The organism is Enterococcus sp. DIV1639a (genome assembly GCF_050530445.1).
Classification (GTDB): Bacteria; Bacillota; Bacilli; order Lactobacillales; family Enterococcaceae; genus Enterococcus_B; species Enterococcus_B hirae.
Genome location: NZ_CP172886.1, coordinates 677,667 through 691,992, shown reverse-complemented (window position 1 = coordinate 691,992; position 14,326 = coordinate 677,667). Strand labels below are relative to the sequence as shown.

The following is a 14,326-nucleotide window of genomic DNA, read 5'->3' as shown; positions in this document are numbered from 1 at the left end:
GATGACCTCCAGATATTTTCTATGTATCCATCATACACTATTCCCAAAAAAAAGAACAGTTTATTTTATCTGTATCAGTCAAAAAACCATTAGTAATGAAGTCTTTCACATAACATACAATCTGACATATAACAGGAAAACGCTGTCTTACTACACTGTTTCAGGTAATTGCCAATCGATCGGTGTTTCCCCTAACGCCATCAGTGCATCATTGGTCTTAGAAAAAGGTTTAGAGCCTAGGAATCCTCGATGAGCTGATAATGGACTAGGATGAGCAGATGTTAAAATGATATGCCGACTTTTATCAATCATTTTCATTTTTTCTTGAGCTGGTTTCCCCCATAAAATAAAAACGATTGGTTTTTCTCGTTCGTTTAATTTTTCAATGATTTTATCCGTCAATATTTCCCAACCTTTGCCACGATGTGAGTAAGCTTGACCTTCTCGGACCGTTAGTACCGTATTTAATAGTAAAACGCCTTGCTTAGCCCAAGAAACTAAATTGCCATGTTTGACCGGCGAAATACCTAAATCACTTTGCAATTCTTTATAGATATTGTTTAATGATGGTGGAATTTTAACCCCTGGTTGCACAGAAAAAGATAAGCCATGTGCTTGATTGACACCATGGTAAGGGTCTTGACCTAAAATCACAACCTTTACTTTTTCGTAAGGAGTCAATTCCAACGCTTCATAAATATGATACATATCTGGATGAATTTTCTGAGTCGTATATTCTTTTTTTAAAAAGTTTCTTAACTTTTGGTAGTATTCTTTTTCAAACTCATCTGTTAAAATCGTTTGCCAACTGTTATGAATGATTTCTTTCAATCGTTCCACCTCCAACAATCAGGATAACTCACAAATTCTTTCTTAACAAGGGGCAATCTTCGCACGCAGTGTCATCTGGATATGGTAAACTAAGAAGAAGAGAAAGAAAGGAACGATGAGAGTTATGATCAAATTAATCGCATCAGATATGGACGGTACTTTATTAGATGCCCATATGAGTATATCACCCGAAAATGCCGAAGCGATCCGCTTTGCCAATGATGCAGGGATTGAATTTATGGTTGCGACTGGTCGCAATTATCAAGAAGCACGTGCGGCTTTAGATGAAGTTGGCATTGATTGTGCCATGATTACGCTAAATGGTGCGCAAGTTTTCGACAAAACAGGAAACTCCTTGTTCACTGTTCCAATACCGACTCTAAAAACTGCAACTGTCTTAGATATCCTTGATCAAAATGAGATTTATTATGAAGTATCGACCAATCGAGGGCTTTATTCTGAAAGCCAAGCCAAAAGAATTGAAAGCTTTGCCTCAATGATTGGTAGTCATCTCCCCCATTTAACATATAAAATGGCGATTGCGATGGCTTCAGCCAACCTTGAACTTTTGCATATCAATTATGTTGATAGTATTCGTGACTTGCTCCAAGACGAAACATTAGAGGTATTAAAAGTGATTTGTTTCCATACGGAAGGTCCGCGAGTATTGGGTCCAGTTGGAAAAGAAATCAGTGAACTGGGTGACTTAGCTGTTACTTCGTCTGGTCAAAACAATATCGAGGTCAATCACAAAAATGCCCAAAAAGGAATTGCTGTGGCTCATGTCGCACATGACCGAGGAATCGAATTAGACGATGTCATGGCGATTGGGGATAATTTTAATGACGTTAGTATGTTACAAGTGGCTGGTGTTAGTTTTGCGATGGGAAATGCTGAAATCGAAGTCAAAGATTACGCAAAATTTGTCACTGATACTAACTTGGAGTCTGGGGTCGGCAAGGCAATCTTACGGGCAATTTCCGAAAATCTATAATTTTCGAGAAAAGAGGGAGAAAGATGTCAGAATTTTTCATTCAAGAAAAGCATCTCAGTCGTGTCACGAGGACTGTTGTTAAAAATGAATCTGGTAAATCCATCTTCTTAATGGTTGGTCGTTGGGGAACAAAAGGAGATGCTTTGTCTCTTTATGCAATGAACGGAAATCTTGTGGCACATATTAAACAAACGAGTCTAACTTTCGGAACCCGTTTTGAACTTTATAAGGATTTTAAAAAAGTAGGAACGATGCAAAAAATCTTTAACTGGCCCGGGGATTTTTACTATGTACGTCGTCTTCATTGGACAGTTCAAGGAGATATCTATAACCATCAATATCAAATCCATCATTTTAATCAACGAATCATGAAAATGGATAAAGCAACGCTTTTTTCTGGAGATTATTATGTACTTGATATTCCAATGGAAGAAAATGCGCCTATCTGTATCTGTATCGCAGCTGTATTAGACTACTGGTTATATCGTAAAAACCATGACAAAGATACACCTCTTTCTTACCGATTAGACACAAATTAACTTGCTCCTTCTTATAATCAGAATAACTTCAAGAAAAAATAAGCCATCCTCTAGGAAACAAGACCCGCTAGTCAGAGCAAACGAACTTAGCAGATACGCTTCATGTAGGAAGGCTTATTTTTAGTTGGCTCAGTCAAACACTTGATGAGCCTTTATTTATTCTTCTTATTTATGCTTCTTTCTTCTCATAAATCCCACAATAACAACTAACACAATAATCATTCCACCAACAATTGCTAACCATTTATTGGAAGCACTATTTGTTTTTGGCAAAACTTGCGAATCTTGATCTTGAAAATCCATTGACCGCGATTCATCGGTTACGTTAGTTGTTTCATTTGTAGAACTGTTAAACTCATTTCTATCTAAATCAGTACCCTTCCCTTGTTGTGGGATGGTGCTATTCATTCCATTTGATTGATTAGTTTTATCATTATTATTAGGATACACCTGATTGGTATCCTCTCCGCTCATACTTGGATCAATATGAAATGGAGTTGGCGTGTCAGTATCACTATTACCATTTGTTGGGTTAGTACTACCGTCACTGCTTGTTGTGTCCGTACTGCTGTCACTGCTTGTCGTATCGGTATCACTGTCACCACTTGTTGGGTTAGTGCTACTGTCACTGCTTGTCATATCCGTACTACTATCACTGCTTGTGGTATCTGTACTGCTATCACTGCTTGTTGTGTCGGTACTGCTATCACTACTTGTCGTATCCATACTGCTGTCACTGCTTGTCGTATCCGTACTGCTATCACTGCTTGTGGTATCAGTATCACTGTCACCACTTGTTGGGTTAGTGCTACTGTCACTGCTTGTCGTGTCCGTACTGCTGTCACTGCTTGTTGTATCCGTACTGCTGTCACTGCTTGTCGTATCCGTACTACTATCACTGCTTGTCGTGTCCGTACTGCTATCACTGCTTGTCGTGTCCGTACTGCTATCACTGCTTGTGGTATCTGTACTGCTATCACTGCTTGTTGTGTCGGTACTGCTGTCACTGCTTGTGGTATCTGTACTGCTATCACTGCTTGTGGTATCTGTACTGCTATCACTGCTTGTTGTGTCGGTACTGCTGTCACTGCTTGTCGTGTCCGTACTGCTGTCACTGCTTGTCGTGTCCGTACTGCTGTCACTGCTTGTTGTGTCCGTACTGCTGTCACTGCTTGTCGTGTCCGTACTGCTGTCACTGCTTGTCGTGTCCGTACTGCTGTCACTGCTTGTCGTGTCCGTACTGCTGTCACTGCTTGTCGTGTCCGTACTGCTGTCACTGCTTGTCGTGTCCGTACTGCTGTCACTGCTTGTCGTGTCCGTACTGCTATCGCTTGATCCAGAATTATCTGGATTATCAGCAAGGAAAATTTCGTTAGGGTCCCAACGATTGGTTGCTGCATTTAGCGTAACATTTTTTCCGATGATTGTTCCATCCATATTTTGATTGGCTGTGACATCTGCTCGTGGCGCAATAATGGTACCTTGAAAAGGTGCATTTATCGCCAAGTTCGTTACATTACTTGGAAAATTCCATGAAATATTTGCGTCAGAAAAATCTTCCGTTTCATGATTTGCTCGATTATTGTAATGAATTTGTGACTGGATCGTGAAATCAGTTGGTGCATTGATGACATTCATAACCAAAATTTTATTTTCAGAATTTACAATATTCAGTGGTGTATTCATTGATAACACTGAAGCATCCACATTGATGATTACAACATCTGAACTTCCCATTCCTGTTACATCAATCGTTCGATTATTCATATCAGGAAAATCACTTGAAAGATAGGTTTTAGCAGGAGTAATCGACATCAAACTTTCCGAAGCTCCTTCTAATTTTGCAAATTCCGTGTCAAAATCAATATAAGTATTCCCAGGTCGATCTTGATAAAGTTCTGAAGCAGATAAATGGTCGATCCTTGAGCCATTCACCACTGCCCGATCATTTTCGATCCCTGTACTAATTGAAGAACCTACAACAAATTTATTTACTCGGTTACTATCTCCCGAAGTAAAGGATGAGCCAATCAAAGAATCAGTTGCTTGAACATAGTTGATTTCTAGTTGGAGGTCACCCGTGATGATATCTGTCCCAAAATTATTGTTTGCATCTAGCTCTTTTGTTGCAACATTACCATTTGTATGCGCGTTTATCGTCGTTTTTTCTTTTGCGAATATATGGAATTGAGAAGCAATCCCTAATATTCCATAATCACCAGTTAAATCATCATAGATGCTACCAGAATCTTGAGGCGTATAAGTTTCCGCTATTGCAGGTAGAGCAACAAAGAGATTTAAAAATAATAGCATAACACCAAATATATTCCCAATTTTACTTCTTAACATTTCAACGGTCCTTTCCTGTCTCCAAGCCCAGTGACGAGCGATAGAGCATATTTTAATACTTAAAAAAAGACCCGTCATTACAGAATAATTGAAAATAAATGAAAAATATTTTCATAAAATAGAGATTATAACAACTATCATTTAATATATACAACTGACAATTATGAAAACAAAACAAAAAAAGAGTGAAAAACCTTGTTTTCACTCAACATTTTATCAAATAATAGTTACAACAATTTAAATGTCTTTATTAAAAAATAATAAGTTTGGTTTAATTAAGAAACCATTAAATTTCCTTTTGCATGTGATCATAGAGATGATCACTGATTTTCCTTTTGCCTACTACTTTAAATCCGTGACGTTCATACAATCTTTTGGCGTTAGGATTTTGTTCATCTACACTTAAACCAATAACATTTCGCCCAGTTTTTTTAGCTAATTTAGGTAAAGCTTCAAGTAAGTGTGAACCTATTCCTTGTCCTCTAAAAGCTTCCGAAACGGAAATGGAATCCAAATACCATTCTTTAGGAAATGTTTCTTGATCTACAAATAATTGTTCCTTATCTGTAATTCCATGTTTTTCTAAAATTACTTCTAAGGGTTTATCGATAAATGGCTCTTCTTCATCTGTGTAGCCAAATGCTACACCAGCTATCTTGCCATCAATTTCTTCAACAATCCCTCTTGTATAACTGTAACGATAATCGGGATCCATAATGGCTTCTTCTAAGATTTCAATTGTTTTTTCTTTCCCATACTTTTGTAAAAAAGGTAATTCCATATCATTTAAAATAACTAAAATAAGCGGAGCAATCTCTTGCGCATCCTCTTTTTTTGCAAAACGAATCATTTCATTCTCTCCTTTTTTTCATTCTATCACTGAAAAATAAAGATCAAAAGAGTTATTTTAAATAATCCTCGATTTTTTGGGTAACAAAATAACCATGTGAAACGATGCGAGCAGCTTCTGTCCGGCAATAAGGACAAACGATCGGCATTTCTTTATCAACATGTTCAACTACATTGTTGACTTCTTCATAAGTAAACTTTTTCCCGCAATTTGGGCATTTCATCTTTTCCATAGCAATGACTTCCTTTCTTTTTTACACATTTAGCTTACTCTTATATTGTAAAAAAGAAAAATGATAGCTATTGATTTTTAGGCACGAATCAACAAAACAGATTCTTCATTATCCTCTGCTAATTTGATCTCATAGTATAATTTGTCGCTTTTCATTAGCAAAACCCAACTTCTTACTTTAGCATTGCGCTTTCCACTTTGTTTAACAGCTTCTTTCATTGCCTTTTGAGGAGATTTGCTTGAGTAGATCTTTTTGATGTCAAAGAATGGTTGGTTTTCAGCTAATTTACTCGAACGAACAGCTGGCTTTCCGGTTGTAGGATTGACAACAAGCGTTTGTTCAGAATCTACGAAAAGATATTGAAAGGTATTGTTTGTTTGTTGTTGGACATCCTCTTTTGGTACAAACTGAACCATTTGAACTTTTGTTTTATTTGTTTCTTTTTTAAAGATTCCCACTGCTTTTTTCAGTGAGATTTGATATTCTTGTTCACTAATATCATCATAACGAAACGTAGCAGTCAATAATCCTAACGAAGCCGTTAGCCCAATAAGTATGAGAATAGCTGACCCAAATAAAATTTTTTTCATCTTCATCAGTGTCTCCCTTTTCCTTTTTTTACTAGCATACCAAGATTTTTTATTAAAAAAAATCGAATGACAGAAAGAAAAAGTGACAATTTTGTTACTTATTCATGTAATTCTAACGGCAAGCCATCTGGATCAAAGAAAAAAGTCATTTTTTTCCCAGTAAATGTATCGATTCGAATTGGCTCAGTTTCGATCCCTTTTAAACGAAGCTCTTCAATGACAGATTCAATCTGTTCCACTTTAAAAGCCAGATGTCTTAATCCACATGCTTCTGGATAACTTGGACGTTTAGGCGCATTAGCTACCCCGAATATTTCTAATTCAGCTGTTCCAAGCTTTAAATCTAATTTATAATCTTCTCTTTCCGCACGATAATTTTCACGGATTACTTCAAAGCCTAACTTATCAACGTAAAATTCCCGTGATTTTTGATAGTCAGATACAATAATTGCGACATGATGGATAGCAGATAAATTCATTTTTTTACTCCTTTAATCTTTTATTCTTTTTCATATTTTAACATTTTCTTTGGTCAAAAGTTTTTTATAAAGAAAAAAATGGAAAGTTCACCTACGTCGGTTGACTTCCCATTCTTTCATCAATTCAATGTAAAGTTTTCATGTTTCCAGAAAACAAAGCAAAAAGTATCATAACACATATTATTTTAAATTGAAAGACTAGAAATATTTTTTGAAAGTAATACAATAGGTTGTGTCAACAAATCGAACACATACTATATTTAGTGTTTAAAGGAGCTTTTATCAATGATAAATTATTTTCGCTTTTTAGCACACCAACTCAAAGGTTGGCCTCAACAAAATTACTATCTTTTCTTTTTTAGTCTTGGGTGTCAGATTATGACCCTTGTGAATAGCCCTATTACTTGGTTAGCGGTGATCACTTTTATCGGTACTACACTTGGTGTCTTGTGTATCTTATCAATCAATGCAGCGAAATCTGTTAATGGTATTTTAGGAATTTTATCAGCTATTTGTTTCATCATCGTTGGTTTTTCTGCTAAAAATTACTTGAGTATCGGCGAACAAATCGCCTATATGATCACCTTAGATATCCCTGTTTTATTAAGTAAAGAATGGAATCATAACATGGCAGCAAAAATCCGTAAGTTCAATGGAAAAACATGGTTAGTCGCAATTTTTGCTACGATCTTGGTTTATGCTATTTCAGGTTTCTTGATTGGGCGCTTAACAGACGATCCACGTCCTTGGATCGATGCTATTGCCTTTTCAATCAGTTTGACAGCTGGTGTGATCAGTTTCTTGCGTTACAATAACCAATATTATTGGTGGTTGGCTTCAGGATTAGCACAGATGGTTCTGTGGTACATCTCATTTAGACATGGTTCAGCTAGTTTAGCTATGTTTGTCAATAGTTCCGTTTACCTATTGAATGATGTCTTGGCTTTCACAGTTTCTCCTTGGTATAACCAAAAAGAACGTGAACGAATGCTAAAAATGGAAAAAGAATATGATCAAGAGCATGAAAAGAGTGTGCTGATTTAAGACCGTGCCATGATCATTTTGATCTGAATATAATCGACAGACTTCTGGTAAAGCATGTTTCGATGTTCCCTTTTTCTTGGTACTTATCTAAATAAGCTAGCTGCCGCCAACAATTGATTGGTGGTAGCTAGCTTATTTTTACCCTATCGACTTTCACAATAGTCTTTTTAATAATTGCTTAGTTTTTGAATTTTCTGTTTGCAAAACTTTTTCTAATTGTTGGAAATATTGTAACGCATGTTGTTGTTCTTTCGATAAGGAATAGTCATTTTCATTTAGTTCTGTTAAAATGGTCATCACTTTTTTTGTTTTCAACTCAACAGCAATTTTATCCCATACTTCCTCGGTGACTACCTTTTTCTGTGACACATTTTCGTTGGCTATCACTGTTTGCTTCATTTCTTTTTCTTTTCGTAAGACCTTCAAGAAACCATTTCTCATGACTCTAGGAATACTATCAAAGAAGCCTTCTGTGAAACCATAACGACAATATTGCTGCCAGATGAAAAGATACACCTCGGATTGGATAAATCGCTGCTTGCGTGCATATTCGGTCATTTTACTCTGTTGTTCTGGAGTTTGTTGGCGTCCAGTTGCTCTTAATTGCTGGATGAATGTTTCAAAGAAGGTCAATGATAGTTGTTCACCCCCGTCAACAGCGATCAACGCCCAGTCTTTTTGCAAAAAAGTTCGGTAATTCGTTAAAAAAGTCTCGACATCTTTCACTAATTCTTCTGAAAAATCTTCAAATAGTTCTTTCTTCCCACGAATTTTTTTAGGGGTTCCCTCTAATTGCGTTGCAATACGTGAGATCTCTTGTTTCAGCGCTTGATAATCAGCAAGATAAATTGGCATATCTGCTTCACGAAAATCCACAACCCTGGCAACTAGTTTTTGATCAGGCAAATAGGGATGTTTTAATTTTCGATTTTGGTAGAGCATAAAACAATATTCTTGCCATAAATCTTCTGGAAACGCCACGTTTTGCTGTTTCAGCCACAATAATTCGTCTAGTGCTAAATCGACTTTAGTCATCCCTTGATTGATAGATGTTGCGATTTGCGGGCTTACGTGTAAATGTTCAGCAAAGTGATTGATCCCTAAAGAAAGGCTCTTACCGGTCTTTGGTGAATGAACGATATATTGCACTTTTAATTCACGACCGCATTCGCAATATAATTTTTGTTGTCGCCGTTTGGTACGAAAAAAAGGATTGATTTTAAAATCGGAAAAGACCCAATCAGTCGCTGCTAAATAATTTTCTTCTATAAATTGGGAATTGATCAAGTAGCGTCGATGTTGATCAACTAATTGACGTTGTTTCGTTGTCAACTTTTCATAGATTTCCCAACGCTGATTACTTGTATACTGTTTTGATATCTTAATTGGATAGACTTGATTGATTTCTTTGGGATACCATTCTTTAAATACCTTTTGCCAGTCGTTCATTACTTATGTTTCCTTTCAAAAAAAGAATCGACTGGTCTAATTCGACCAGTCGACACAATGATTTGTTTTTCACTACATTATTTGTAAAAATTAGTGAGTTGTTCCTGCATTGCCAGCAATGTCATGATCATTTGTTACGGCTGCTTCTACTGCATAAGTCAAAGAAGCGGCAATATCATCTAATGACATTGATGGTGTGCCTACTGGACGATCAATCACTTGATCAGGTGAAAATGGCACATGGATAAATCCGCCACGAATCGTCGGGAATTTTGTCTCAATCAAGTGAAGCAAACGATACATGATGTCGTTGCAAACAAAGGTACCAGCTGTATACGAAATGTAAGCAGGTAATCCATGTTCATGGACATTTTTTGTCATTGCTTTAATCGGTAAAGAAGTGAAATAAGCAGCTGGTCCATCTGGTTCTAACGCTGTATCAAAAGGTTGGTTTCCTTCGTTGTCAGCAATTCTAGCTTCTGCTAAATTGATCGCTACTCGTTCGAATGAAACAGCTGAACGTCCACCAGCTTGTCCAACACAGATGACGATTTCCGGTTGATGTTCTTCGATTGCTTTTTCCACAACTTGGCTGCTTTTAGCAAAAACCGTTGGGACTTCCACTTTGATAATTTGTGCTCCAGCAATTTCATCAGGCATTTTTTTCACTGCTTCATAAGCAGGATTCACTTTATCTCCACCAAATGGATCAAAACCAGTTACTAGTACTTTCATTTTACATTCCTCCATTATTCTCAATATAAACTAACTATTATTATAGAGTTTTTTCTTATTTAAATAAAATCATATAAACGATTTGGAACACTAACATGAAGATCGCTACGAATAATTGGTTCTTGATTACGCCGTATTTGTCTTTCATCTCTAACATTGCCACAGGCACGACATTGAAGTTTGCAGCCATCGGTGTTAACAAGGTTCCACAGAACCCACAGGTCAGAGCAACCATTCCCACTAGTGCTGGATTTGCGCCGTGACTGAATACAAACGGTGCACCGATCCCTACAGTCATTACCGTAATCGCTGCAAAGGCGTTCCCCATAATCACCGTGAAGATAACCATACCCAATGCATAGATTATAATACCGACATTCACATTACCTTCGGGAACGATTTGCCCGACTGCATTAGAAATAACTGTCCCTACTCCTGCACTTGTAAAAACCGCTCCTAATGATGCCAAGAGCATTGGTAACATACTTAAAGGTCCTACTGTTCCTAGCATATCTGCAGCATCATCTAAGAAAGTAGTTGGTCGATTGTCTCGTGAGAAGAACATCATGATCACCATTGCGGCAAAAACACCGACACCAACACCAACTAATGCGCCAAGCTTAGTAAAGAGTGCGAACAAGATTGCAAAGATCCCAATACTCAATGCCGGAATAAAGATTTTCATTCCTAATTTATCAGACATTTTTTCCATGTATTGTTTAGAAGGTAAGCGACTTTCTCCTTTGCTGACTTTCTTTGCAATCGCTGGAACTGTCATGGCAAAAATCAAAAGACCGTTGACGATCGCAGGTAACCATCTTCCACCAGCAATTACGATTCCTAATACTGTCCAGAAAAAAGCAGAACCGTATCGATGAGGATTCGTTTTATCGTTAATATTTCTGATTCCTGTATAAATCAGAACTAACCCCATGATGATATATAATATTTCTAATAATTTATCCCCTAATAAAATTTCAGGATCTGTAAAAAAGCTCATATTATTGCCCCTTTCCTGAATAATATTTTTTCGCTAATTTCTTTTCTCTTAAGTAGAAATAAATACTTGCAACAATCAGTGCAACGACAGCAACTGGTACTTCAACCAAAGCAAGTTGTCCTAGTGTCACTTCATAACCCAGACCTTTTAAAGTCGATTGAACTAACAACGCACCTGCTCCACCAACGAATAATACTTGACCAAAGAACCAACAAATATTTTCCATCGCAGAAGACATGCCTTTTAATTCTTCCTCATGTTGTGGATCAATTTCCAGGCCTTTTGATTCGACTGTTCCTAAAGCCATTGGCATGATGATTGGGCGAACAAAACCGGCAACTCCACCAAAGCTGACATTGAACGCTGCAAAGATCATACGGAAGACCCCATAGATATCAATGATCATCCCAGCTGATACTTTCTTAAAGCGCTTAATAAGCGAAGCTGCTGATTCTTTCAAACCATTACGTTCCAGTGTACCTGTTGCCAACATAATAATGATAAAAATAGCCATTCCTCGATTATTGACAAAACTTGTTCCTAAAGTTTCTAACATCCCTTCAATTCCTAAACCGCCTGTCAATGCGGTGACAATCAGTGCGACCATTACGATCAAAATTGAATCTAATTTTAGTGCAAAACCGATAATGACGATCAAGACACCTAAAAGACTAAGATAGTTCTCCATTTGACTTCCTCCTTAAAATTACAAGATATTTTTTTATTATAAATCAAAAAGCCATGAAAATATAGATAAAATCCAATTATCTCATTGTATTTTTTAAAAATTCAGTCAATTCGATAAAAAAATTAGAAAAATCACTTACGATTGAAACAACTCGTTTACAGTTCAAATTTTTTGAGATCTTATTTTTGTTAACTAACAAATGAACAAAAAACAAACAAAAACGTGCTTTATTATCTAAAATAACACTTTAGCGTAGGTGTTTTCCTCCAAAAAACGACTTCTAAATCGAATGGCCGATTCAAATTGGTTCACGTTTTAGCTTATCACTACCCTTATTTTTTATTCTGTGTTATCCTTTCAATTAACAAAATAATGACACAACTATCGCCGGGTAGTATTAAGAGGATAAGCATTCCATTAGGTCTTTGGAGGAATGCTACTCCTCTTTTTTGTGTAAATGGAGTGATTAATATGGCATGGTTTGAATTAATCTTAGCGGGAATCTTGGAAGTTTTTTGGTCTACGATGATGAAATGGAGTGATGGTTTTTCTAAATTGAATTATTCTTTCTACACAGTCATTGGCATGATCGCCAGCTTTTATCTCTTATCAAAGGCGATCAAACAGTTACCAATGAGTTTATCCTATCCTATTTGGACCGGAATCGGTGCCGTTGGTTCAGTGATCATTGGTGTCGTCTTGTTTCATGATAAACTGACATTAGCCACTTGGTTTTTCGTTGGCTTATTATTGATTAGTCTGGTCGGAATCAAAATAACCAGTGGACATTGATCCTACATTATCAGGAATGGTTGATCAGACCAAAACAATAGTAGGTGCATGAACACATCAAAAAAAGCCAGATAACCGGTTTTGCTAACGATTCTTTTATTAGAATCATGAATTACCGTTTATTTGGCTTTTTTAATGACTTAATTTAACATATTTGTGTATTTAAACATGTAAAACGCCTGTAGCAAATAGAATCATTGCTGTTAGTCCAATCATTGTGACACCGACTAATAAAAATTTATCTAAGTGAAGATGAGGGATTGGCTCATTTTGTTCTTTTCGGGCTCTTAAATAAAAGAAGATCCCAGGTAAGAAGAGTACTAACACTAACATCACTTCATTGAAAGCAACCACGAGCATTGCCCAGACTTGAAATGCACTGGCTAAAAAGCCGATAAAGAATTGCCCCCATTCTTTTCTTTGATAAGATAGTTTCATCTGATAAAGACCTAAGAATAACCAAGTAAAGAATATCGCTGCTGTCCCAAGTGTGTAAGCAAAATTATACGCACTATCCGTGAACAATAAAGAAAGTAAGAAAACATTAGTACAAATCGTCGTTAAGACAATAGCATATGTTGGCGCACCTTTTTTATTGACTTGACCCCAGCGTTTCGGTAATAAGTTAGCATCTGCCATATTCCTCATGGTTTCAATCGGTAAAATCGTCCAAGATAACCAGACACCGACAAGCGAAATGATCAAACCACCGTTGATCAAGATTGCTCCCCATTTTCCTACCATCATTTCAAACACATAGCCCATCGCTGGCTGTGTTTGGATTCCTTGCAATTCTTTCATTGACATTGTCCCATAAGGTAACATCGAAACTAAAACATAAATGATGATTAAACCAAAAATACCAAGGATCGTTGCTTTCCCTACATCTGATTTTTTCTTTGCACGAGAACCAACCACAGAAGCTCCTTCGATCCCAACAAACACCCATAACATCACCATGATACAGCTCAATATCTGACTAGAAAATGGCACGGGCTGGCCATTCGCACTCAATATGATATCACTAGAAAAATTATCGATAAATTGTTGCAGTGAAAAGGTACTGATTGCTACAACAATAAATAAAAATAGTGGGACAAGTTTACAGATTGTTACAATAGCGTTCACATAACTTGCATTTTCGACCCCACGATTGACTAGCCAAGCATATCCCCATAAAAACAAAGTGCTCATAACGATCGAAGCGATATTCTGACCTCCGTCGAATACTGGGAAAAAGTAACCTAAAGCACTCATTAGCAACGTAGCAAAGGCTACGTTCCCCAACCAACAAGTAAGCCAATAACCCCAACCACTGATAAATCCAGCAAAACGTCCGAAACCAGCTTCTGCATAGCTGAAAATACCACCTTCCAGCTCTGGACGTTTTTTATTGATATTATTGATTGATAACGAGAGCATCAACATAGCTGTTCCAACTAGCACCCAACTAAAAATAGCTGGGGCACCAGCCGATCCGGAGATGTCCGTCATAATACCAAATACGCCACCTCCTATCGCTGACCCAATCACTAAGGCCGCTAGTGGAAACAACCCTATTCCTTTGTTCTGTTGCTCTGTATCCATTTTAAGCATCCTCCAAAATAAACCGCTTTTACCAAAAGTATAACAAATCTTCACCTGTTTTACTTTATTCATAAAAATTCTAATAGAAATATAATTGTAACTATTTTTTTCTAATTATACAAGAATCTTGCATATTCATTTAGGGAAAACCTTTTCCAAAAATTGAT

General features: G+C 36.9%; 15 protein-coding genes. 4 read left to right on the top strand and 11 right to left on the bottom strand.

Features of this window, described 5'->3' with window-relative positions; genetic code table 11:
• Positions 1-150 precede the first annotated feature (150 nt).
• Positions 151-831, bottom strand: coding sequence for a uracil-DNA glycosylase (locus IGJ32_RS03130; protein ID WP_010719867.1), 681 nt, complete (start codon positions 829-831; stop codon positions 151-153).
• A gap of 124 nt (positions 832-955) precedes the next feature.
• Between IGJ32_RS03130 and IGJ32_RS03125 the strand changes: the two genes are divergently transcribed.
• Together IGJ32_RS03125 and IGJ32_RS03120 are read left to right on the top strand one after the other, a co-directional pair.
• Positions 956-1,825 (top strand): Cof-type HAD-IIB family hydrolase, encoded by an 870-nt coding sequence (locus tag IGJ32_RS03125; protein WP_010719868.1) that lies wholly within the window; start codon positions 956-958, stop codon positions 1,823-1,825.
• A 23-nt stretch (positions 1,826-1,848) separates the two neighbouring features.
• The gene (locus IGJ32_RS03120; RefSeq protein WP_010719869.1) at positions 1,849-2,364 is read left to right on the top strand and encodes an LURP-one-related/scramblase family protein; all 516 of its coding nucleotides are present in this window, start codon (positions 1,849-1,851) and stop codon (positions 2,362-2,364) included.
• A gap of 165 nt (positions 2,365-2,529) precedes the next feature.
• Here the strand turns inward: IGJ32_RS03120 and IGJ32_RS03115 are convergent, their stop codons facing one another.
• From IGJ32_RS03115 to gloA2, 5 genes are all read right to left on the bottom strand, one after another.
• Positions 2,530-4,713, bottom strand: a complete 2,184-nt coding sequence (locus tag IGJ32_RS03115) for a collagen-binding domain-containing protein (protein ID WP_430610773.1) — start codon at positions 4,711-4,713, stop codon at positions 2,530-2,532.
• Positions 4,714-4,999: 286 nt separating this feature from the next.
• Entirely contained in the window at positions 5,000-5,563 is a 564-nt protein-coding gene (locus tag IGJ32_RS03110; protein ID WP_010719873.1) for a GNAT family N-acetyltransferase, read from the bottom strand.
• Between the two features lie 52 nt (positions 5,564-5,615).
• Positions 5,616-5,795: a hypothetical protein gene (locus IGJ32_RS03105; protein ID WP_010738307.1), complete on the bottom strand. Its 180-nt coding sequence runs from the start codon at positions 5,793-5,795 to the stop codon at positions 5,616-5,618.
• 77 nt (positions 5,796-5,872) lie between these two features.
• On the bottom strand, positions 5,873-6,391 hold the full coding sequence (locus IGJ32_RS03100; protein WP_010719875.1) for a hypothetical protein: 519 nt from the start codon (positions 6,389-6,391) through the stop codon (positions 5,873-5,875).
• A gap of 92 nt (positions 6,392-6,483) precedes the next feature.
• Positions 6,484-6,864, bottom strand: a complete 381-nt coding sequence (gene gloA2, locus IGJ32_RS03095; protein WP_010719876.1) for an SMU1112c/YaeR family gloxylase I-like metalloprotein — start codon at positions 6,862-6,864, stop codon at positions 6,484-6,486.
• A 285-nt stretch (positions 6,865-7,149) separates the two neighbouring features.
• Between gloA2 and pnuC the strand changes: the two genes are divergently transcribed.
• Complete coding sequence (gene pnuC / locus IGJ32_RS03090; protein WP_010738309.1) at positions 7,150-7,908, top strand: nicotinamide riboside transporter PnuC; 759 nt, start codon at positions 7,150-7,152, stop codon at positions 7,906-7,908.
• 153 nt (positions 7,909-8,061) lie between these two features.
• Here the strand turns inward: pnuC and IGJ32_RS03085 are convergent, their stop codons facing one another.
• From IGJ32_RS03085 to IGJ32_RS03070, 4 genes are all read right to left on the bottom strand, one after another.
• Positions 8,062-9,357 carry a hypothetical protein gene (locus IGJ32_RS03085; RefSeq protein ID WP_342081586.1) on the bottom strand — a complete coding sequence of 432 codons (1,296 nt, stop codon included), beginning with the start codon at positions 9,355-9,357 and terminating at the stop codon, positions 8,062-8,064.
• Between the two features lie 90 nt (positions 9,358-9,447).
• A complete protein-coding gene (pcp, locus tag IGJ32_RS03080) occupies positions 9,448-10,092 on the bottom strand; it encodes a pyroglutamyl-peptidase I (protein WP_010738311.1) in 645 nt (214 codons plus the stop codon).
• A 55-nt stretch (positions 10,093-10,147) separates the two neighbouring features.
• The gene (locus IGJ32_RS03075; RefSeq protein WP_010719880.1) at positions 10,148-11,092 is read right to left on the bottom strand and encodes a DUF979 domain-containing protein; all 945 of its coding nucleotides are present in this window, start codon (positions 11,090-11,092) and stop codon (positions 10,148-10,150) included.
• Between the two features lies 1 nt (position 11,093).
• Entirely contained in the window at positions 11,094-11,780 is a 687-nt protein-coding gene (locus IGJ32_RS03070; RefSeq protein WP_010719881.1) for a DUF969 domain-containing protein, read from the bottom strand.
• Positions 11,781-12,251: 471 nt separating this feature from the next.
• Between IGJ32_RS03070 and IGJ32_RS03065 the strand changes: the two genes are divergently transcribed.
• Positions 12,252-12,572, top strand: coding sequence for a DMT family transporter (locus IGJ32_RS03065; RefSeq protein ID WP_010719882.1), 321 nt, complete (start codon positions 12,252-12,254; stop codon positions 12,570-12,572).
• 162 nt (positions 12,573-12,734) lie between these two features.
• On the opposite strand, the gene IGJ32_RS03060 is transcribed toward IGJ32_RS03065, so the two are convergent.
• Positions 12,735-14,159, bottom strand: a complete 1,425-nt coding sequence (locus IGJ32_RS03060) for a basic amino acid/polyamine antiporter (RefSeq protein ID WP_010738312.1) — start codon at positions 14,157-14,159, stop codon at positions 12,735-12,737.
• Positions 14,160-14,326: the final 167 nt, after the last annotated feature.